We start from the raw sequence: 20,587 nt of genomic DNA on the forward strand, positions 1-20,587 counted from the left end.
CTTTGTGACGTGGGTCGCAGGCACGGACCGCTACATCATGGCATCCGACGCAACCGCCTCGACAGCTTCAAGTAGAGCATTGCCCCAGTTGAGGAGTATCCGTTCGCCTTCTTCGGCAGTCGCGCCCACCGGATTCCCGAGCACTCCGCTGGGACTCACGGCGGCCACGCCACCTTCGCGCAGTTGGTGAATCAGTTGCGGTAACGGTGTTGTGTTCCCGGGTTCGAGCCGGTCGAGCCGGACCGCGGACGGTCGCAGCGCGAGCATCACGGACGTCTCGGTGCGACCGGCATGGGTGTCGTCGGGTGACCCGCCCGGGCCCCAGGCGCGGACGTTGCGGCCCTCGTACCGAAGCGTGGCAAGGGCCCGGCGCAACGGCTCGGCGTTTCCACCGTGCCCGCACACGAGAATGACCCCGGCGTACGAATCGGCCGAGCGGACCAGCTCGACCAGTACCGCCTCGGTGGCGTCCTGCCCGATCGAGAGCGTGCCGGGAAAACCGGCGTGCTCGCCGCTGGACCCGAACGGCAACGCGGGCGCCAAGACGACGTCTTTCCGTTGCGCCGCAACACGTTCGCACAGCGCCACGGCGACCTCGGTGTCGACGGTGTAGGGCAGGTGCGGGCCGTGCTGCTCCACCGCGCCGAGCGGAACGGCGAGAATCCGGCGGCCCAGCTCGGGCCACGCGACATCGGCCAGGTGCGTCATTTACCCGGCCAGTCGGACAGATCCGGAACCAACGGCGCGACCGTGCGCTCGGTGACGCAACCACGCCAGACCCCGGCGCCGTAGCTGAGGTCGTCGGCCGCGCGGGCCGCGATCCACGTGCCGAGATCCACCTCCGGTTTGACCTCGGCCCACTCGCGGACATGCCGGGACAGCGCGAGCGCGAGCGTCCACCGGCCCCGTCTTGTCGCTGCCAGCAAGGGGATCGCGACCGGTCCCCAGGTGCGCGTCAGCAGGTCGGCGACGTACCGACCGGCGCCGAGATGTCCGCGCAAGGCGAGCTTGAGCGACTCACCGTCCGGTACACCCATCGGCCGGAGCTTGCGCGGGAGGAGCCCGGCAGTGACCAGCGCGACCATGAGCCCGAGCTTCGGCTTTCCCAGCGCCACCAACGACCACGCCAGCGCCGTCCAGCCGGAGATTCGCAGCGGCGCCAAGGCTTTTCGGCCGTGCCGACGGGACAGCGGTGCCGCGGAGGTGCCGTAGTCGAACCGCTGCTTCGCCCACGCACGCCAGCTGCTTCGGGGCTCGTGCACGACTTCCGCGGCGGGTTCGTAGCGCACCCGCCCACCCGCGTCGACAAGCCGCCACACGAGATCCACGTCCTCACCGAAGCGGAGGTCTTCGTCGAACCCGCCGATCTCACGCAGAGCTTCGACGCGCACGACGAGCGCCGCCGTCGGCACATACGTGACACGACCGCCGCGCCCCACCTGCGCGGGCTTGTCACCGAGATCGAGCGAGGAGCGGGCCCGTTCGTACCGCGCGAGTTTCGTCGAGCCTTTCGCGCTACGCACGCGGGGCGCGACGGCGACGACGGCGGGATCTTCGAACTGCGGGAGGAGGTTTTCGAGCCAGCCCGGCGCGGGCCGGGTGTCGGCGTCGAGGAACGCGACGAGCCGGGTGTCGGCCAGCCACCAGCCGGTGTTACGCGCCGCGGCGGGACCTCTGGCCACCTGATGTCGTTGTGCCGCATGGGGAATCGGCTCGACCGAACCGTCGTCCACGACCAGCGCGCCAACCGGCAGCGGGCCGGCGGGATCACGCGCAGGCACGACGATGGTCACGTCGGCCGGGGTCAGCGTGCCCCGCTCGTACACCGGATGCGCGATGCCGGCGGCGATGATTTTGTCCGCGAGTTGCCCTCCACTGTGGACCTCGTCACCGTTTTCCCATTGCCGGAAGAGCCGCGCCCCGGCTTCGGAAAGCCGGAGCACTCGCAGCGGTGCACCACCGATCAGGGTCCGCCCGAGCATTCGGGTTCCCGGATCGATCCGCAGCCTCATGCCGTGAAGCCTCCGTCGGCGTGCACGACCGTGCCCGTGATCGCGGAAGCCTGTTCCCCGCACAGCCAGCACACGGCGGCGGCCACCTCCTCGGGCGCCAACAGCCTTTCGGCGAGCTGGTGCTGGGAGAACTCCTGGACGTCTTCGAGGTCGTAGAGCGCGGCCGTGGCGTCGAGCATCGCCGTCCGGGTCGAGCCCGGTGACACGGCCGTCGCGGTGACGCCGGTGCCGCGCAGATCCGTTGCCAGGCCGCGGATCAGGCCCACCACGGCGTGCTTCGCCGCGTTGTACCCGGCCAGGTGCCACAGGCCTTTGTGCCCCGCCGCGGACGCCAAAGCGACAAAGCGCCCCGAACGCGGTTCCGGCCTGCGCAACAACGCCGGCACAGCCGCGCGAGCGAGGTTGAACACGCCACGCACGCCGGTGTCGAACAACGCGTCCCAGTCACCGTCTTCGGTTTTCCACAAGGGTTTCCCGCCGGCCATGACCGCGGCGGCGGCCACCGCGGCGTCCACCCCGCCGAACTCCCGCTCCGCCAGCGCGACCGCTTCCTGCAGCGCGTCCGGGTCACGCACATCGGCGACGAAATCCCGGACCTGCGGCCACTTCGCGGCCAGCGCGGCGAGATCTTCCCTGCGCGCCAAGGGATACTTCACCCCGGGCAGGTCGGCGCAGATGTCGACGGCGACGACCGACCAGCCCTCACCGGCGAGCTGGTTCACCACCGCGGCGCCGATCCCCCGGCCCGCTCCGGTGACCACGGCGGTTCTCATTCCGCGTACCCGTGCTCACGCAGGTAATCGAGCAAGGCCTGCGCCGCTTCGGCGGGACTACCCGGCCGGAGCACCTTCGGCGGTGTACGCTCCACCAGCGCTCCGGTCAAGGCCAGCACGCGCTGGTGCGGCTCCGCCCCTTCCGGGCTCGGCAACGCGCGGGGCCTCGGCCGGTACGGCCGGACCACGCCCGCCTTCACATGCAGCTCCTCGCCGTGCGCCACGGGAATCTCGGCGGCGCGGGCGGCGAGCGTGGCAGGCAGCGACGCGCGGCGCGGCACCGTGTCCGCCGGTTCCACCGAACAGACCGCCGGAGTACCGAAGGTGAGCCGCTCCCGGCGCCCCCCGTCCAGCCGCCGTAATGCGCGCAGCTTCCCTTCCACCACACCGAGTTCGATCAACCCGAGCGCCTGGCAGGCGCCGAGCCGGTGCGCCAGGAACGCGGGTGTACTGCCCGTGCCACGATCGGCGGAATGATCCCCGCAGACCACGATGTCCGGCCGCTCCGGCAACGCGGCCAGCAGCAGGCGCGCGGTCTCGCTGCCGTCCTCGGTGACGGTTTCGGCCGGATCCGGGCCCGCCACCCGCAACACCTCGTCCGCGCCCAGCGCCAGCGCCTCGCGCAGCATCTCGTCCGCCTCGGCGGGCCCGACCGTGACGGCCAGGCAACGGCCACCGAGGGTTTCCTTGAGCCGCAAGGCGTGTTCGAGCGCGGCCCGGTCCGCGGCGCTCGGCCCGCTCACCCGCGCGTCGGGGTGTACCTCACCGGTCAGCGCATCCACCGGGGCACGCTGGTCCACCCAGCGCAACGCGGCCACGACCAACATCGTCTACCCCTTTTTGAACACGACGCCGTAGCCCCCGTCGGGGTAGCTCCAGCTGATCGCGTTTTCGCCGTTGCAGATCTGGTAGCAGGTGCCGCACTCGAAGCACTGCTCGTAGTTGAACAGGATCCCGCCCTCACTGGTGGGCACGAACAGATCCGCCGGACAGGCGTGCACGCACGCCTTCGTCGTGCAGGACCGGCAGATCTCGGTGTCCACCACGATATGCGGCCGCTCCGCGACGCGGAACTCCACAGTGGACATCACGTCGTCGAAGGCCTGCTCCTGGTAACGCCGTTCGGTCATCGCAGTCCCCGCATCCCGGTCCACCCGTCACGCGCCAGGTCACGCAGGCGGACCCCGTTGTTCTTGGCGCTGCGCAGCAACAGCTTGCGCAGCCCCGGTTTCGGCGCGGGATTGTCCACCTGGAACAGTCCCTGCACCAGATCGCAGACCAGGCCGGGATACCGCTGCTGCATCCGTTCGGAGAGCACCAGCCCGGGAAAGTCGCGCAGCTTCCGGTGATCGGCGAGCACGAACGAGTTCTCCAGCAGCTTGCGGTACTCGCCGAGCCCGGCGCGGGAAACGTCACCGGCCTTGAGCGCCCGCGCCGCCGCCCGCCCGGCGAGCATCCCGGCGCCGAGCGCGAAGTTCACGCCCTCCAGCCAGAGCCCCGCGGCCAGGCACATCGCCGCCGCGTCACCGGCGATCAGGATCCCGTCCCCGGCCAGCTCCGGCATCGACCGGTAGCCGCCCTCGGGAATCAGGTGCGCCGAGTACTCGATCTGCTCGCCGCCCCTGACCAGCGGGGCGATCGCGGGATGCCGTTTCAGGTCGGCGACCAGGTCCTCCGGCCTCGTCTTGCCGTCCCGCACACCCGGCAGGCCGAGCACCACGCCGATGCTGATCGACTCGTAGTTGGTGTAGAGGAAACCGCCGCCGGGAATACCGCGCGTACAGCCGAGCATCTCGATGTCGACCCCGTCGCGGCCGGTCACCGCGAACCGTTCCTCGATCGTCTCGCGCGGCAGCGCCAGCGTCTGCTTGACGCCGAGCGTGAGGTGTTCGGCCTCGTGCTCGGTGTCGTACATCCCGGCTTCCTTGGCCAGGAACGAGTTCACCCCGTCGCACGCGATCACCACCCCACCGGTGAGATCCCCGTCCGGCCGGTCCGTGCGCACCCCGACCACCGCGCCGGCGCGATCCCGCAGCAGCCCGGTGACCACAGTGGACGGTACGAGCACCGCGCCCGCTTCCACGGCCAGCTCGGCGAGCCAGGAGTCGAGGTCCGCGCGGTGCGCAGTCGCCCCGTTGTACGGCGGCTTGCCCCAGTCCTCGGTGCGGAAGTCCACGGTGAGCGCCTGGTGCTCGGTCATGATCATGGTCTGCCGCCGGGTGACCCAGCGCTGCACCGGCATCCGCTCCCACCACCGCGGCACCAGCTCGTCCAGGATCCGGCCGTAGACCACCCCGCCATAGACGTTCTTGGAGCCGGGGAACGGCCCCCGCTCCACGAGCGCGACGGAGTACCCGGCGCGCGCCACCTCCAGCGCGGCCGCGGACCCGGCAGGCCCGGCGCCGACGACGATCACGTCGAAGGTCCGGGTGGTGGCCTCGACCACCGCGGACTGCGAGCTCGGTCCCGCGTGAGTCATCGGCGCACCTCCAGGATCCGGGCGAGTTCGGCGAGCGTGGCCTGCGCGTCGGCGACGATCCCGAGATCGGCCATCGCGGTCATCGGCGAGGACGGGTCGGTGTTCACGCTGACCACGTGCTCCGGCGTGCCGAGCCCGCCGATATGTTGTGCCGCACCGGAAATCCCGAAGGCGACGTAAAGTTCCGGGTTCACCACGACCCCGGTGGTACCGATCTGGCGCTGATAACCGGTCCACCCCGCGTCGGTCACCACGCGCGTGGCGCCGAGCGACGCGCCCAGCGCCGAAGCAACCCGGCCGAGCAGCTCCACGACGGCCGGGCCGTCCAGTTCGCCGTGACCGAGCCCGGCTCCGGCGCCGAAGATCCGCGCGGCCTCGGCGAGATCGACCGTGCCCGGCTCGGGGTCGAGCACTTCCGTCACGGTCACGTCCGGCACCGCCTCCACCTCGGGCAGCGCCAGGTCGTGCAGCGTCGGCGACACTCCCGCGGGCTGCCCGCCGCGCACGCCCGGAAGCAGCGTGGCGACGAACGGCCCGTCCGCGGTGAGGTCGACGCTGACCCGCCCGCCCCAGCGAAGAACCTCCGCGCCGCCGGCCCGGACGCGGAACGCGCCGGGCAGCAGCGGACGTCCGAGCTCGGCGGCCAACCGAGGCGCCAGGTCCCGGCCGTCGGGTGACGCGGGCAGCAGGATCTGTTCGTCCTCAAGGACTTTCGCGAGCTGGCGGGCCCAGCGACCCGGCGCGAACACGCCGTTCTCGGCGAGCTGACCACTGTGCAGCGACGGCAGCTCGGCCGCCGCTTCCTTCACCCCGGTGCCCACGAGCACCGCGGTGCCGCCGGCTTCGGCCACTGCCTCGTCCGCGCCCAGCGGCAGCACTCCGTCACGCACCACCAGTACGGCGATCACAACGCCACCCCCGCGCGGTGCCCCTCGATCACGGCCGAATGCGCGCGGCGCGGGGTCACGCAGTCGCCCGCCCGGTACACCTCGAACGGCGCGCCTTTCAGCTCGTGCCACAACGCGTCCTCGGGCGCCTGGTGGGTCGCGCAGACCACCCAGTCGCAGCGGACCTCGTTGGTCACGCCCGTGGTGTGCGTCAGTACCTGCAGCACGATCCGTCCGTCCTCTTCGGACGCTCCCAGCACCACCTCGTCGGTGTGCTGGGCGATCCCCTTCGCGTGCGCCCGCACGTTGAAGGTCTCCATGTCGAGCGTGATGCCCAGATCCTGGCCGACGACCATACCGGAGGTGGAAAGCCTTACCCGGCAACCACGATCGGCCAGCAACTCGGCGACCGAGGTGGCCTGGTGGAAGCCGAGGTCGTCCAGCACGAACACCTCACCGGACGGCGTCGCGCGGCCGTCCAGCACGTCGCGCACGTCGACCACCCGCTCCAGCCCGCCCGCCCAGTACGGCGCCTGCGGTTTCGCACCGGTCGCGAGCACGACGGCGTCCGGCGACTCGCCGCGCAGCAACTCGGCCGAAGCCTCCGCGCCGGTCTTGACGTCCACCCCGTAACGCTGGCATTCGGCGAGCAGATTCCTGACCACGTCGAGGAATTCGGCCCGGCTCGGGATGCTCGCGGCGAGCGCCACCTGACCACCGGTGTGCTCCCCACGCTCGAACAACGTGACGTGGTGCCCGCGCTGCGCGGCCGTCGAGGCGGCCTGCAGCCCGGCGGGCCCCCCGCCGACGACGAGTACCCGCTTCGGGCGCGGGCCCGGCATCGGCAGCGGCACGGATTCCTTGCCGGTGCGCGGGTTCTCGATGCAGCCCAGCCACCGGTTGAGCCCCATCCGGCCGACGCACTCCTGGTTGCAGGACAGACAGGTGCGGATCTCCGTGGCGTGCCCGGCACGGGCCTTCGCCACGAAATCGGCGTCCGCGATCTGCCCGCGCACCACACCGATGAGGTCGGCATGCCCTTCGGCCAGCGCGCGTTCCGCCTGCACCGGATCCTTGATCCGGCCGACCCCGATCACCGGGATCCGCACCGCCTCGCGGATCGCGTTGGAGATGAACAGGGCGTACCCCGGCGGGATCGCCATCGAGGCTTCGATCATGAACAGCGTCGAGGTGGCCACGCCGATCGAGGTGTTGATGTAGTCGACCTTCCCGGTCGCCTCCACCAGTTTCGCGACCTCGACGGCCTCGTCGATGGTCGTGCCACCTTCGATCAGCTCGTCCCCGCACAGCCGGACGCCCAGCGCACGGTTGGGGCCGATCGCCTCGCGCACGGCGCCGATGATCTCCAGCAGGATCCGCGCCCGGTTCGCCAGCGAGCCGCCGTAGGCGTCGGTGCGCTTGTTCGTTGCGGGGGAAAGGAATCCGCGCACGATCGAGGAGTGCGAGCACTGCAGCTCGATCCCGTCGAACCCGCCTTCGGCGCAATGCCCGGCGACCGTCCCGTACCCGGCGACCACCTCGGCGATCTCGTGCACATCGATGCCCTTGGGCACCTCACGGAACATCGGGTCCGGCACCGGCGACGGCGCCCACACCGGCAGCCGCGAGTACATCGACGAGGCCTGCCCGCCGTTGTGGTTGAGCTGCGCGAAGATCGGCGTGCCGTGGGCGTGCACCGCGTCGGTGATCCGTTTGTAGCCGGGGATCACCGAGCGGTGGAAGCCGTGGATGAGCTTCTCGTACGGCCAGTCGGTGACGTGGGTGGAATGCTCCTCGGTGATGATCAGCCCGGCGCCACCGGCCGCGCGCGCGGCGTAGTACTCGGCGTGCTGCTCGCTGGGCAGCCCGTCCTGGGCGTAGTTCGTCAGGTGCGCGGAGAACACGATCCTGTTGCGCACCACCACCGGCCCCACCTGCAAGGGGGAGAACAGGTACTTGTACCGGCCGCCGCTCATGCGCCCTCCTCGACGGACACGGCAAGCCGCGGCAACAACAACACGTCGGCAGACATGGCGTCCATGATTCGCTCGCAAGCGTCGCTCATACCTTCGCACCTTCTGCCGAAAGGACCATCGCCGCGCGACGCCCTTCGAGGATCGCTTCGTGCACCGTCCGCGGCGCGACGCAGTCACCGGCCCGCACGGGCCCGGCCAGCGTCTCGTCCGGCAGCCGGTGTCCACAGTGGATCAACACGGCGCAGGGCAGCTCGCGGCGTTCGGCGGTGAAGGAATCCTCCAGTACCACGTGATCGGCGTGCACCTCGCGCAGCAACGAGCACTTCGCCAGCGTCACACCTGCCTGCTGCAGCCGGGTGTTCGCGTCGGCGAGGTCGCCGGTGAGTGCGAGCTGGGTGCCGATCACCTGGTCCTGGCTGATGATCGCGGTCTGCCTGCCCTGGCTCGCCAGCAGTTCCGCCACCCCGACGCCGACGAAATCGCCGACCGGATCGGCCACCACCACCGGGCCGTCGGGCAGCTCCGCACCGGCCAGCAGGTCCACCACGTCGACAATCGTTCCATTGTGGATCGTGTAGTTCCTCGGCCCGGCAAGGGAACCGGTGGCCACGATCGACGGCCGGTCCAGCTCGGTCACCTCGACCCCGGTGCTGATCCGCACCCCGAGCCGCCGCACTTCGCTCTCCAGCCAGTCGGCGAGCTTGCCGAACCGCGAACGCCCGCCGACCTTCGCGGCGACGCGCAGCATCCCGCCCAGACTGTCGGAGCGCTCCGCCAGCTCGACCTGGTGCCCGCGCATCGCCAGCACCCGGGCGGCTTCCAGCCCAGCCGGGCCGCCGCCGACGACCAGCACGTCCCGAGGCGAATCGCTGCCCTCGGGCGCGGGGTCCCCGGTCTCGTGCCCGCTGCGCGGTTCGCTGATGCAGCTGACGATCGGGTTGCGGTTGTCCCGCACCCGGCACTTCTGGTTGGACAGCACGCACGGCCGGACCGCCGCGCCGGCACGCACCTTGACCACCAGATCCGGGTCGGCGATCTGGGCGCGCGTCATCTCGACGAGCCCCGCGACCCCGTCGTCCAGCGCTTGTTGCGCCTGCTCGGGCTCGACGACACTGCCCTGCAACACCGTCACCGTGCGGCCTTCGACGGCCTCGGTGATCTGGCGGCACAGCTCGCGGTTGAAGCCCGGCTCGACGTGCAGGTCGGGTTTGGTCGCCGAACCGCTCATCGCCGAACCCCGCACCGGCACCAGGTAGTCCACCAGGCCGGCCAGGTCACGCGCCAGCACCGCGGCCTGTTCCGGGGTGAGCCCGGCCCACGGCGCCAGCTCGTCACAGGAGAGCCGGAGCCCGACGATCCCGCCGGATTCCCTTACCGCGCCGAGCACTTCCCGCAGCAGCCTCGACTTGTCGGTGCCGTACTCGTCACCCCGCTGGTTCGTCAGCCCGGAGGAGAACTGCCGCAGCAGCGAGTACTGCCCGGCGTCGATCTCCACACCGTCCATTCCGGACTCGACGGCCAACGCGGCAGCCTCGGAGAACCCGGCGACGAGCGCCTTGATCTCGGTGTCTTCCATCTCCATCGGCAGCTCGCGGCTGGCCACGTCCGGCACCCGCGACGGCGCCCACAGCGCGGACTGGTTGAACGCCGTGGAGCCCTGCGACCCGGAATGCCCGAGCCCGGCGAGCACAATCGTGCCGTGTGGCCGGCAGGCGTCCACAGTGGACCGCCAGCCGGGACCGCAGAGCGCGGCCAGCGGCGCCCGCTCGTACGGCCAGTCAGAGTCGTGCACGCTGGCGGTCTCGGTGACAACAATGCCCGCGCCACCGGCCGCACGCCGCGCGTAGTAGGCGACGTGCCGGTCGGAAAACACCCTGCCACGCGCCAGATTCGTCTCATGGGGACCGAACAGCACACGGCTGGTCAGTGCCCGCCCGGCCAGTTCTGCCGGACCGGTCAGTGCGCTCATCGGCCCGGGGTGAACCCGGCCAGCGGCGAGGTGTCACAGGCGCGGTCCGGCCGGTCGGTGCCCTCGGGCGGGCCGAAACCGATCGACACCGGCACCTTGCGGCTCTTGCGCGTGGTGCGGTGGGAATGGTCCACATCGGACCGTGGCGCCGGGGCGCCGACGCCCTGCAGCGCGAGTTCCCCGTGTCCCTTCACGCATTCCGGGTCCGGCCCGTCCAGCGGCAGGCCGGTGAAGAACTTGGCCGCCATGCAGCCGCCCTGGCAGGCGTCATACGCCGAGCAGGAGGTGCAGGCGCCGCCGGTCTGCGGGCCGCGCAGGTTGTTGAACAGCTCGGATTCGCGCCACACCTTGCCGAAGCCGCCGTCGCGCACGTTGCCGGCCATGAACTCCTGGTGGATGGCGAACGGACAGGCGTAGACGTCGCCCACCGGGTCGATCAGGCACACCACCCGGCCGGCGCCACACAGGTTCAGGCCCGGCAGCGGGTCCGAGCCGAGTGCGTTGAGATGGAAGAAGGAGTCCCCGGTGAGCACCTTCTCGCCGTTGCCGACCAGCCAGTCATACAGCGTGAGCTGCTGCTCGGCCGTCGGGTGCAGCTCGTCCCACACGTCGGCGCCGCGGCCGGACGGACGCAGCCGGGTGATCCGCAGCTGCGCGCCGTAGGTGTCGGCGATTTCGGCGAACTGGTCGAGCTGGTCGACGTTCTGCCGCGTCATCACCACCGACAGCTTGAAATCCTTGAACCCGGCGTCGCGCAGGTTCGTCATCGCGCGGATCGCGGTGTCGTAGGAACCCGGGCCGCGAACGAAGTCGTTGACCTCGGCGGTGGCGCCGTCCAGCGAAATCTGCACGTCCACGTAGTCGGTGGCGGCGAGCCAGCGGGCGCGCTCGGGGGTGAGCTTGACGCCGTTGGTGGAGAACTTCACACCGACCTGGTGGGCGACCGCGTACTCGACCAGCTCCCAGAAGTCGGACCGGACGGTGGGCTCACCGCCGCCGATGTTCACGTAGAACACCTGCATCCGCTGCAGCTCGTCGATGACCGCCTTGCACTCCTCGGTGCTCAGCTCCCGCGGGTCACGGCGGCCCGACGAGGAAAGGCAGTGCACACACGAGAGATTGCACGCGTAGGTCAGTTCCCAGGTCAGACAGATGGGCGAGTTGAGCCCCTCTTTGAAATGCTCGACGAGCTTCATCGCGCGCCTTTCACGTGGTGGGATCAGCGGGGTTCGATGGTCCCGTTGCCCGCGAGACCCTCGAGTGCCTTCAGATAGCTGGGACGCTCCGGCTCGGGCACCCCGGCCGCGTCGAGGGTGGTGTGCACGTCGGGCTGCTCCTCCAGCGCGCGCACCACCTCGACCAGCAACTTCGTCTTCAGAAACGACAGCCTCCGCGTGCCGAAGTCATACGCGAGCGCGCCGAAGGGCTCCGGCCGCAACGCGACCCTCGGCGAACACCGGTAGGCCTGCCCTGGATCGAACATGCTGCTCAGTAGACGCCGCACATGCCGTCGATGGAGACCTCTTCGACGAGCAGGTCGGCCTCGACCAACGGCTCTTCGTGCGACTCGGTGCCCTGCTGGACCTCGGACATGGGATGCTCCCTTCGCCTGGCCGCCCCGATGCGGCCTCCGATACCGAACAATAATGGCACCGAGTGCCGAATGGAAGAGCCGATGCCTGATCCGGTGACAACCCGATCCGGACGCCGTCCGATCACGTCACGCTCCGAAGTGGAACACGCGGCGTTCGAACTGTTCGCGCGCCAGGGGTTCGAGCGTACGACCGTGGACGACATCGCACAGGCCGCCGGGATCGGCCGCCGCACCTTCTTCCGCTACTTCCCGTCCAAAAACGACGTCGCCTGGGGCGACTTCGAGGGCCAGCTGACCCTGATGCGGACCCGCCTCGCCGAGGCGCCCGGGGACAAACCACTCCTGCAGGTGATCAGCGACGCCCTGGTCGACTTCAACCGGATCGACCCGGCCGAGGCGCCGTGGCACCGGCGCCGGATGGAACTGATCCTGACCACCCCGGCCCTGCAGGCACACTCCACCCTCCGCTACGCCGAGTGGCGGCAGGTACTGGCGGAGTTCGTCGCCGCACGCGTCGGCGCGAGCCCGGATTCCCTTGCCCCGCAAGCGATTGCATACGCGACCCTGGGCGTGGCACTGGCCGCCTACGAACAGTGGCTGCGCACCGCCGACGCCGAACTGGGCGAACTGATGCGCGCCGGGATGCGGGGCCTGTCGACCGCACTGGCCTGAGCCGGTTGTCCTACCATGCCGGTGTGCTGCTGCCGCGTGGTTCCGAGGCCATCAGCCCGACCGGCCACTACACGGGCTACGTCTGGGTGCGCAACGGGCTCGCGCCGCAGGCTCTGGCCACCACCGAAGGGCGGCTGTTCTACCACGCGCTCGAACCCGCGATGGCCGTCAGCAGGCGGCTCGGCCAGCCCACCTTCGAAGGGATGCTCGTCGCCCGGCACCGCATCCTCGACGCGCTACTCGCCGGCGCCGTCGAACGCGGCGAGATCGGGCAGGTGATCGAGATCGCGGCCGGGCTGTCCGCCCGCGGCTGGCGGTTCACGCGCCGCTACGACGTGCGCTACGTCGAAGCCGATCTGCCCCGGATGGCCGCCCGCAAGCAACGTCTTCTGCAGCGCCTCGACGGGCCGTCGCCCCGGGTGGTCACGCTCGACGCGCTGGCGGAGGACGGCCCGGAAAGCCTCGGCGCACTCGCCGATTCGCTCGACCCGGAACTCGGCACGGCGATCATCACCGAAGGCCTGCTGAACTACTTCGACCTCGACGCGGTCACCGGCATGTGGCGCCGCTTCGCCGACGTGCTCCGCCGCTTCCCCACCGGCGCGTACTTCGCCGACGTGGTGCTCGGTGACTCGCCGGTCCAGCGCCTCGGCGTCGGCCTGCTCTCCACCATCGTGCGCGGCCGCGTGCACCTGCACTTCGCCGACGACACCGAAGCGGCCGCGGCGCTGGGCGACTGCGGCTTCCCCGCCGCCGACGTCACGCCCGCCGACACGGAAGACCCGTCAGCGCGGCTGGTGCACGTGATCGACGCGTGGACCTGACGTCAGTCCAGCTCGTCGAGCAGCCGTAACAGCGCGGAAGGGGCCAGCACACGCGCGCCCTCGGCGGTGACCCTGTCCCGCAGCTCGCGATCGGCGGTGACCACCAGCACGTGGTCCTCGGGCCGCAAAGCGCGGACGGTATCGACGATCGCCGAGTCGCCGTCGCGGGGTGCGGCGATCACCTCGACCTCCCCCACCGGCTCTGTGCCGCGCGCCTGGCCTTCGACGACCAGCAGCACCCTCGGCCACCACCGCCAGTCCGGCAGGCCGACGTCATCGCCCGGGATACCCGCCAGCCCGGCGAGGCGATCCCGCAGGCGAACGGCGGCGCCGGCCCTGTCCCGCCACCACCCGTCCGGCCTGCTGCCGACGACGTTCGCCCCGTCCACCACGAGCACCAGCTCCCGGCCGAGCTGATCCTTGAGCGCCGGCCAAGCCTGCGCGAAATCCTTGTGCAGCGGGAAGTTCTCGACTTCCTCAGGCGCCACCCAGCGCAGCTCGTCGCTCTCGGCGTTCATCACCCGCTCGGAGAACGTCCCGGCGACAGTGGCGAGCACGGTCGTGTAGCTCCACCCGCCGTGATCGACGAGCGACGACGACGCGAGCCGCAGTGCTTCCGCGGGGATCGCGGCCTCCTCTTCGGCTTCGCGGGCCGCCGCCTGCGCCGGTGTTTCGTGGCTGTTCAGCGCGCCGCCAGGCAGCGCCCAGGTACTGCCGTGATGCGTCCACCAGGCCCGGCGCTGCAACAGCACGCCGCGTGCCGGGTCGGCAAGGAGCAGCCCCGCCGCGCCGAACCGGCCCCAGTGCCGATGCCCGCGCAGACACACCACGAACCCGTCGCCGTCTTCACGAGTCAACACACCTCTACTTTGACACACGATCATCCAGCCCAGCGGCCACAACCTGGGCCGTCCCCAGGGTCAGGCGGCATCCAGGGCCAGTGCGGCCGCGCCGACCATGGCGGCGTCGTCGCCGAGGTGCGCGGTGCGGATGCGGGCCAGCGGACGGTGCTTCGCGCCGGTGACGGCCGCGGTGTAGTGCTCGCGGGCCTCGTCGAGGAACAGCGGCGCCGAACCGGACACGCCGCCCGCGATCACCACGATCTCCGGGTCGAACACGTCCGCGACCAGTGCCAGCCCTTCGCCGAGCCACTTCGCCAGCTCGGCCATCGCACGCTGCGCGATGGGGTCGCCGTCGCGCGCCGCCCCGGCCACCCGGCGACCGGTGATCGAGCCAGGGTCACCGGACATCTCCCGCGCCAGCAACGTGGACTGCCCCGGGCAGCGGGCCATCAGCTCGACCGCAGTCGCGGCGAGCGCCGTCCCGCTGCAGTACCGCTCGAAGCACCCGTACTTCCCGCACGGGCAGGCCCGCCCGCCGGGCAGCACCGTCAGATGCCCCAGCTCCGGCGCCACCCCGAACCCGCCGCGGTAGATCTTCCCGTCCAGCAACAGTCCCGCACCGATCCCGGTGCCGATCGCCACCAGCGCCGCCACCCGCGCGCCCCGCGCCGCACCGAACCGGTGCTCGCCGAGCGCGGCTGCGTTCGCGTCGTGCTCCAGCGTCACGGGCAGGCCGATGCGTTTGGCCATCCGGTCCGCCACCGGGGCGGCCCGCCAGGCCAGATGCGGCGCGAACATCACCGTGCGCCGGTCGCTGGCCACGAACCCGGCGACCGCGAGCCCGACCGCGCCGACCTCGTCGTGCCGGTTGCGCAGCTCGTCGACGACGCCGGAAATGGCGTCCTCCAAAGCGCTTTCGTCGCTGGGTGTGCCCACCCGCGCGGTGTCCAGAATGGACCCCTGCCCATCCACTACGGCGGCACGCACACTCGTCCCGCCGACATCGAGGCCGACCGCGAGCACTTACCCCTCCTCGCCCCGCCACTGCACGGGGATCCGCTGCACCCGCGACGACGACGGCTCGGGCTTCGCCGCGGGTTTGAAGCCTGGCATGTGGAAACCGGCCTCGGGCTCCCACCGGTCGGCCAGTACCGCCCGCAACAATGCCACCAGCTGCGCCAGCTGCTCGACCAGGCGCGCCGCGAACTCCGGTTTCTCCCCGCGAACCAGTGCGACGACCGCACACAATGGACACCAGCCGCAGTCCGTGCTCTCCCGCTCGGCGGCGGAACCGTGCCCGGCGGCGACAACGCCATCGAGCCACGGGGCCGCGCGGTCCACGACCATCTCCACCAGCAGCCGGATCTCCTCGGCGAGGCTCGCCCCGTCGGCCTCGGTCATCAGCGCCTCCCGGCGTCGCTCAGGGAAACCAGCAGCCCGCGCGAATCCGACGCGGCACCGGTGATTTCACACGGCCGCAGCGCCTCCGGCAGCGCAACGAGCCGCCGGTGCCCGTCCACGGTGATCGCGAGATCATCGTCCACTCTGGCCAGTTCCACCGCCGCGTCGCGGGCCAGCGGCAGCATCACGCGCAGCTCGAACCCGCCGTCCACTTCGGACATCTGAAGCAGCGGCGCCAACTCGGAACCGTTTCCCAGCAACGGATCCGACTGTCCATAAAGCTCTGTCGAGATCTCCCGCAACGCCTCGGCGCCGACCGGCTCCACCGCCCGGTGCTCGACCCGCGAGAACTCCCCCAGCCCGGAACCCGCCAGCTCCGCGAGCACCTCGTCCTGCTGCCTGCGGCGCGTCCGCATCCACGACGCCGCCGGGCCGCGCCACACCCGGGGCGCGGGCATCAGCCGGTTCACGATCACCCCGTCGACCCGGATTCCGCGCAGCGCGAGCGAACTCAGCGTGCGCCGGGCCTCCGCGACGACCACCCGCTCCGGCGTCAGTACCAGCCGCACGCTGGTCACCGCCGGATCGGTGAGCAGACCGCGCAACGACTCCAGGTGCTCGGCCAGCCGGCGCACCGACTCGACCGTGCCGCGCGGACCCGCGAGCTTCACCTGCCACATCTTGCCGAGATACCCGGAAATCGCCTCGGGAAGCGCGAGCAGCCGCAATGTTTCGGCGGTCGGCCCGCAGTCGACGACGATCGTGTGCCAGCGGCCGGACTCCGCCAGCCGCTGCACTTCCGTCAGCGCCAGCAGTTCGTCCACCCCGGGCAGGACGGTGAGTTCCTCGGCGTCCAGCGCGTCGATGCCTGCACCCGCGAGCGCGGCGGTGAGTTTCCCGCGCAACTCCTGCCAGATCCCGTCGGCCAGCCCGCGCGAGTCGATCTGGGCGCCGTGCAGGCAATGCTCGACCTCGGCCGGTTCCGCGGTCAGGGTGCGGGAGAACGCGTCACCGAGGGAATGCGCGGGGTCGGTGGAGACCACCAGCGTCTTGTGGCCCTTCGCGGCGAGCCCGGCCGCCGTCGCCGCGGCGAGGGTCGTCTTGCCGACGCCCCCTTTTCCGGTGAACAGCAGCAACCGCATGTTCAGGAAAGATCCTCGACCCGGCGCTTGAGCTCCTTGAGCGCGGTGTCCATCACCATCTTCTCCGCCTTGCGCCGCAGCAACCCGATCATCGGCAGCACCAGCTCGACCGACAAGGTGTACGTCACCTTCGTGCGGCCGTCGAGGTCCGCCAGCTCGTAGCGGCCGTTCTGCGCCTTCTGCATCTGGCCCTTGATCAGGTGCCAGCTGACCGACCGGCCGTCGGCGGCCCAGTCGTACTCGAGGGTGTAGACGTCCTTGATCGGCCCGGCGTCCAGGGTGAGCCGGACCTGCTTGGCGCGCCCGTCGTCGCCGGTGGCCAGCACCTCGGTCTCGCGGACCTGCTTGGCCCATTGCGGGTACGACCCGAAGTCCGCGATCACCGCCATGACCTGCTCGGGGGGTGCTTCGACCTCGATGGACTGCGTGGAGGACTCCTCGGCCATGGGCCAGAGGTTACAGGGCGAAGCCCGGTCACCACCGCAGGACGTAGGGCCGTTCGGTGACCTTGAAGTGACCGACGTTACGACATTCCGTCCGCCCGGCCCGCAGCCGTGGCGAGAGGGGCTGGTGCACGTGCCCGAACACCGACCACCGCGGCTGTTGCGCGGTGATCAGCTCGCGCAGCGCCGTGGAGCCCAGCTCGTGCTTGCGGGCGATGACGTCGTAGGTCAGTTCGGGGAACGCGGGCGGCACGTGCGTGCACAACACCTGCACGTCCGAGAGCTTGCCGACCGCCTCGTCGAACTCCTCCCGCCGGCGCAGGTACGCGCGCCAGACCGGGTTCTTGCGGGGCAGCGGGGTTCCCGTCGGCAGCACCACCCCGCCGACGAACCCGAACCGCAGCCCGCCGATCTCGACGACCTCGCCGTCGACGATGGTGACCCCGTTCCCGGCGAACTCGGGCCACAGATGCGGGGAGTCCACGTTGCCCGGCGTGGCGTAGGTGGGCGCGCTCATGGCCCCGAACAGCTCGGCGTACTGGGTGCGGATGGCGTCGTCGACGGCGGACGCCGGGTCTTCGAGGGTGGCCCACAAGGAGCGCGAGAACGCCAGCGATTCCTCACGGCTGCCCTCGCGGCGCAGCCGGGCGAAGGTCGAGACCTTTTCCGGGCCGAACAGCGTGCCGAGGATCCCGCGGTCGTGCTGGTGGTAGTCGACGAAGTCGAGCAGGTCACCGAGCACGATCAGCGCGTCCGCGCCGTCACCTGCCCGGGCCAGTGCCTCGGCGTTGCCGTGCACGTCGGACACCACATGAACCCGCATAACCGGCAACATTACTGCGGCGTACTCAGGCACGACCGGGTGCGGTGGCGGGGCTCACCGGGCGGGCGGCACTCCCGGCTCGCGGCCGTCTTCCAGGATCTCCTTGAGCTCCAGCGCGATCGCCTTCGCCGCGCGCGCCCGCTTGTCGAACTCGCGGCGCAGCTCGCGCGGGTTCAGCGGCCCGGCGGCGGTGGCGCGCAGGAAGTAGTGCAGCAGGGTGCCGTCGAGCTTGGGCTCCAGCCACACCTCCATCGTGCCGGTCAGCGCTCCCTTGACCGTCCAGCGCAGACCTTCGTCCCCGCGGTCGGTGTACACCTCCAACAGCAGGTCGGGCCAGTAGCGGCGCCACGCGGCCGGTTCGGCGAAGGCCGCCGCGACCGTGCCGGGGGGCACGGCGAGGAAGGTCTCGTCCACGACGTCGATGGCGGGCGGTGCACCGTTCAGCGTGCTCACAGGTGTCAGAATGGCATGAGGTACGCCAGTTGGTCGTAAGGTGGTGCTGCCGCTAAGTTGACTGGCGAGTAACACCGGAGAACGCGGAGGTCACCCGTGCGCGAGTACAGCGCCCCGGCAGCGAAGCCGGTTGCCGATGACGAGAACCTGGGCGACATCCTGTGGGCGAACGCCGAACGGTTCGGCGACGCGATCAGTTTCCGTCGCCAGGACGGCGGCTCCTGGCTGGACGTGACCGCCCGCGAGTTCGCGGCGCAGGTGCTGGCCGTGGCGAAGGGCCTGATCGAGGCCGGGATCGAACGCGGCGACCGGATCGGGCTGATGTCCAAGACCCGGTACGAGTGGACCTTGATCGACTTCGCGATCTGGGCCGCCGGCGGGGTGACGGTGCCGATCTACGACACGTCCTCCGCGGAGCAGGTGCACTGGATCCTGTCGGACTCCGGCGCCAAGGGCGTGTTCGTCGAGACCGACCAGCACCACGGCGAGGTCGACGCGGTGCGCGACCGGCTCGGCGCGCTGAAGTACACCTGGCAGATCGAGGGCACGCACGCCAACCCCGCGGTCGAGGAGCTGACCGCGCTGGGCGCGAAGGTGGCCGACGACGTGGTGCACGAGCGGCGCCGCACCGTTTCGGCGAACGACCTGGCAACGATCGTGTACACGTCGGGCACCACCGGCAGGCCCAAGGGCGTAGAGCTGACGCACCGCAACCTGCTGGCCGAAATCCGCGCCGACATCGACGCCTTCCCGCAGCTGATGGAGCAGGGCAACTCGCTACTGTGCTTCCTGCCGCTCGCGCACGTGCTGGCCCGCGCGATCGCCCTGACCGCGATCACCGCGCGCGTGACGCTCGGGCACACCCCGGACGTCAAGAACCTGGTGGCCGACCTCGGCACCTTCCGGCCCACTTTCGTGGTGGCCGTGCCGCGCGTGTTCGAGAAGGTCTACAACACCGCGAAGCAGAAGGCGCACAGCGAAGGCAAGGGCGCGATCTTCGACAAGGCCGAGGCCGTCGCGGTCGCCTACAGCGAAGCGAAGGACAAGGGCAACGCGCGGCTCGGGCTCAAGGCGCAGCACTTCCTGTTCGACAAGCTCGTGTACACGAAGCTGCGCGCCGCACTGGGCGGACGTTGTATCGCGGCGGTGTCCGGCGGGGCGCCGCTGGGTGGCCGGCTCGCGCATTTCTTCCGTGGCATCGGCGTTCCGGTGTTCGAGGGGTATGGCCTGACCGAGACCTCCGCCGCGGCCAACGTGAACACCGAGACGGCCTTCCGCGTCGGCACCGTCGGCCGGCCCGTGGCGGGCACTTCGGTGCGCATCGCCGAGGACGGCGAGATCCTGTTGAAGGGCGACGTGGTCTTCGACGCGTACTTCAACAACGAGCAGGCGACGAAGGAATCCCTCGAGGACGGCTGGTTCCACACCGGCGACCTCGGCGAGCTCGACCGTGACGGTTTCCTGAAGATCACCGGGCGCAAGAAGGAAATCATCGTCACCGCCGGCGGGAAGAACGTGGCCCCGTCGGGGCTGGAGGACACCCTGCGCGCGAACCCGGTGATCAGCCAGGCCATGGTGGTGGGCGACCGGCGCCCGTTCATCGGGGTGCTGGTGACCATCGACGAGGAGTTCTTCCCCACCTGGAAGGCGCAACACGGCAAGCCCGAAAGCGCGACCGTCGCCGACCTGGCCGACGACGCCGACCTGCGAGCCGACGTGCAGGCGGCGGTGGACGAGGCGAACAAGCAGGTCTCACACGCCGAGGCGATCAAGAAGTTCGTCATCCTGGCCAACGACTTCACCGAGGCCTCGGGCGAGATCACGCCGAGCCTGAAGCTCAAGCGCAACGTGGTGACCAAGAACTACGCGACGGCGATCGAGAACCTGTACCAGAAGTAGGTGGCTAGCCGGGCTCACGGCCCGGCCCGGCTCCCGCCTCGGGAGTGGGGCCGGACAGTTCGAAGGTGACCTCATCCGCATCACCGAAGACGGTGAGACGGCGCGCCTCACGAGGCGGGGCAGGCCGGAACATGACCCACCCGGTGGCCCATTCACCGGTGCTCGAACTCGAACCGGCGCCCGGGCCCGAGTACCGGCCGCCGAGGTCATCCCTGGCGGCCCAATCCAGATCGCGGATGAACGGCCCGCGATAGGTGAAGTGGTGAAGTGCAAGCGCAGCAAGGTGGTCCACAGCTCCCAGCTCAGGAACTCGACGGTCACCGCACCGACCCGGACCCGGCGGCCCAGCACGGGCAGCACCGACACCGGATCGGGAACCGGCTCCTCGCGCGCACGAC

The 20,587-nt window shown here is 70.6% G+C and carries 23 protein-coding genes; 3 read left to right on the plus strand and 20 right to left on the minus strand.

Annotated features, from left to right (window positions below):
• Nucleotides 1-30: 30 nt before the first annotated feature.
• The 12 genes from mftE to mftA form a co-directional block, all read right to left on the minus strand.
• On the minus strand, nucleotides 31-708 hold the full coding sequence (gene mftE, locus VHD82_RS13230; RefSeq protein ID WP_325701939.1) for a mycofactocin biosynthesis peptidyl-dipeptidase MftE: 678 nt from the start codon (nucleotides 706-708) through the stop codon (nucleotides 31-33).
• Nucleotides 705-2,012: a mycofactocin biosynthesis glycosyltransferase MftF gene (gene mftF / locus VHD82_RS13235; protein WP_325701943.1), complete on the minus strand. Its 1,308-nt coding sequence runs from the start codon at nucleotides 2,010-2,012 to the stop codon at nucleotides 705-707. The genes mftE and mftF overlap by 4 nt, the downstream gene beginning before the upstream one ends.
• On the minus strand, nucleotides 2,009-2,785 hold the full coding sequence (locus VHD82_RS13240; protein ID WP_325701946.1) for a mycofactocin-coupled SDR family oxidoreductase: 777 nt from the start codon (nucleotides 2,783-2,785) through the stop codon (nucleotides 2,009-2,011). The genes mftF and VHD82_RS13240 overlap by 4 nt, the downstream gene beginning before the upstream one ends.
• Complete coding sequence (locus VHD82_RS13245) at nucleotides 2,782-3,612, minus strand: mycofactocin-associated electron transfer flavoprotein beta subunit (protein ID WP_325701949.1); 831 nt, start codon at nucleotides 3,610-3,612, stop codon at nucleotides 2,782-2,784. Before VHD82_RS13245 ends, VHD82_RS13240 begins: the two co-directional genes overlap by 4 nt.
• Before the next feature lie 3 nt (nucleotides 3,613-3,615).
• On the minus strand, nucleotides 3,616-3,915 hold the full coding sequence (locus VHD82_RS13250) for a ferredoxin family protein (protein ID WP_325701952.1): 300 nt from the start codon (nucleotides 3,913-3,915) through the stop codon (nucleotides 3,616-3,618).
• Nucleotides 3,912-5,264: an FAD-dependent oxidoreductase gene (locus VHD82_RS13255; RefSeq protein ID WP_325701955.1), complete on the minus strand. Its 1,353-nt coding sequence runs from the start codon at nucleotides 5,262-5,264 to the stop codon at nucleotides 3,912-3,914. Before VHD82_RS13255 ends, VHD82_RS13250 begins: the two co-directional genes overlap by 4 nt.
• Nucleotides 5,261-6,172 carry a mycofactocin-associated electron transfer flavoprotein alpha subunit gene (locus VHD82_RS13260; protein WP_325701958.1) on the minus strand — a complete coding sequence of 304 codons (912 nt, stop codon included), beginning with the start codon at nucleotides 6,170-6,172 and terminating at the stop codon, nucleotides 5,261-5,263. The genes VHD82_RS13255 and VHD82_RS13260 overlap by 4 nt, the downstream gene beginning before the upstream one ends.
• Nucleotides 6,169-8,127, minus strand: coding sequence for a mycofactocin system FadH/OYE family oxidoreductase 2 (locus VHD82_RS13265; protein WP_325701961.1), 1,959 nt, complete (start codon nucleotides 8,125-8,127; stop codon nucleotides 6,169-6,171). Before VHD82_RS13265 ends, VHD82_RS13260 begins: the two co-directional genes overlap by 4 nt.
• A gap of 85 nt (nucleotides 8,128-8,212) precedes the next feature.
• The gene (locus tag VHD82_RS13270; RefSeq protein ID WP_325701964.1) at nucleotides 8,213-10,096 is read right to left on the minus strand and encodes a mycofactocin system FadH/OYE family oxidoreductase 1; all 1,884 of its coding nucleotides are present in this window, start codon (nucleotides 10,094-10,096) and stop codon (nucleotides 8,213-8,215) included.
• Nucleotides 10,093-11,292: a mycofactocin radical SAM maturase gene (gene mftC / locus VHD82_RS13275; RefSeq protein WP_325701966.1), complete on the minus strand. Its 1,200-nt coding sequence runs from the start codon at nucleotides 11,290-11,292 to the stop codon at nucleotides 10,093-10,095. The genes VHD82_RS13270 and mftC overlap by 4 nt, the downstream gene beginning before the upstream one ends.
• Before the next feature lie 23 nt (nucleotides 11,293-11,315).
• Complete coding sequence (gene mftB, locus VHD82_RS13280; protein ID WP_325701969.1) at nucleotides 11,316-11,579, minus strand: mycofactocin biosynthesis chaperone MftB; 264 nt, start codon at nucleotides 11,577-11,579, stop codon at nucleotides 11,316-11,318.
• A 5-nt stretch (nucleotides 11,580-11,584) separates the two neighbouring features.
• Nucleotides 11,585-11,689: a mycofactocin precursor MftA gene (gene mftA, locus VHD82_RS13285; RefSeq protein WP_325701971.1), complete on the minus strand. Its 105-nt coding sequence runs from the start codon at nucleotides 11,687-11,689 to the stop codon at nucleotides 11,585-11,587.
• A gap of 82 nt (nucleotides 11,690-11,771) precedes the next feature.
• Here mftA and mftR point away from each other — a divergent pair, with 82 nt between their 5' ends.
• Together mftR and VHD82_RS13295 are read left to right on the plus strand one after the other, a co-directional pair.
• Nucleotides 11,772-12,362, plus strand: a complete 591-nt coding sequence (mftR, locus tag VHD82_RS13290) for a mycofactocin system transcriptional regulator (RefSeq protein WP_325701973.1) — start codon at nucleotides 11,772-11,774, stop codon at nucleotides 12,360-12,362.
• A gap of 23 nt (nucleotides 12,363-12,385) precedes the next feature.
• Nucleotides 12,386-13,186, plus strand: a complete 801-nt coding sequence (locus VHD82_RS13295) for a class I SAM-dependent methyltransferase (protein WP_325701976.1) — start codon at nucleotides 12,386-12,388, stop codon at nucleotides 13,184-13,186.
• Between the two features lie 2 nt (nucleotides 13,187-13,188).
• Here the strand turns inward: VHD82_RS13295 and VHD82_RS13300 are convergent, their stop codons facing one another.
• The 7 genes from VHD82_RS13300 to VHD82_RS13330 form a co-directional block, all read right to left on the minus strand.
• Nucleotides 13,189-14,043 carry an NUDIX hydrolase gene (locus tag VHD82_RS13300; RefSeq protein ID WP_325702132.1) on the minus strand — a complete coding sequence of 285 codons (855 nt, stop codon included), beginning with the start codon at nucleotides 14,041-14,043 and terminating at the stop codon, nucleotides 13,189-13,191.
• A 63-nt stretch (nucleotides 14,044-14,106) separates the two neighbouring features.
• A complete protein-coding gene (locus tag VHD82_RS13305; RefSeq protein WP_325701979.1) occupies nucleotides 14,107-15,051 on the minus strand; it encodes an ROK family protein in 945 nt (314 codons plus the stop codon).
• Nucleotides 15,052-15,429 carry a hypothetical protein gene (locus tag VHD82_RS13310; protein WP_325701982.1) on the minus strand — a complete coding sequence of 126 codons (378 nt, stop codon included), beginning with the start codon at nucleotides 15,427-15,429 and terminating at the stop codon, nucleotides 15,052-15,054.
• Nucleotides 15,429-16,571: an ArsA family ATPase gene (locus VHD82_RS13315; RefSeq protein WP_325701985.1), complete on the minus strand. Its 1,143-nt coding sequence runs from the start codon at nucleotides 16,569-16,571 to the stop codon at nucleotides 15,429-15,431. The genes VHD82_RS13310 and VHD82_RS13315 overlap by 1 nt, the downstream gene beginning before the upstream one ends.
• Nucleotides 16,572-16,573: 2 nt before the next feature.
• The gene (locus VHD82_RS13320; RefSeq protein ID WP_325701988.1) at nucleotides 16,574-17,017 is read right to left on the minus strand and encodes an SRPBCC family protein; all 444 of its coding nucleotides are present in this window, start codon (nucleotides 17,015-17,017) and stop codon (nucleotides 16,574-16,576) included.
• Nucleotides 17,018-17,045: 28 nt separating this feature from the next.
• Complete coding sequence (locus VHD82_RS13325; RefSeq protein WP_325701991.1) at nucleotides 17,046-17,837, minus strand: metallophosphoesterase family protein; 792 nt, start codon at nucleotides 17,835-17,837, stop codon at nucleotides 17,046-17,048.
• Nucleotides 17,838-17,891: 54 nt separating this feature from the next.
• Nucleotides 17,892-18,281 carry a polyketide cyclase / dehydrase and lipid transport gene (locus VHD82_RS13330; RefSeq protein ID WP_325702135.1) on the minus strand — a complete coding sequence of 130 codons (390 nt, stop codon included), beginning with the start codon at nucleotides 18,279-18,281 and terminating at the stop codon, nucleotides 17,892-17,894.
• Between the two features lie 105 nt (nucleotides 18,282-18,386).
• Here VHD82_RS13330 and VHD82_RS13335 point away from each other — a divergent pair, with 105 nt between their 5' ends.
• The gene (locus VHD82_RS13335) at nucleotides 18,387-20,189 is read left to right on the plus strand and encodes a long-chain fatty acid--CoA ligase (RefSeq protein WP_325701994.1); all 1,803 of its coding nucleotides are present in this window, start codon (nucleotides 18,387-18,389) and stop codon (nucleotides 20,187-20,189) included.
• A 4-nt stretch (nucleotides 20,190-20,193) separates the two neighbouring features.
• Here VHD82_RS13335 and VHD82_RS13340 read toward each other — a convergent pair whose 3' ends face one another.
• Entirely contained in the window at nucleotides 20,194-20,481 is a 288-nt protein-coding gene (locus VHD82_RS13340) for a hypothetical protein (protein WP_325701997.1), read from the minus strand.
• Nucleotides 20,482-20,587 lie beyond the last annotated feature (106 nt).

This window comes from Amycolatopsis sp., assembly GCF_035546795.1.
Lineage (GTDB): Bacteria > Actinomycetota > Actinomycetes > Mycobacteriales > Pseudonocardiaceae > Amycolatopsis_E.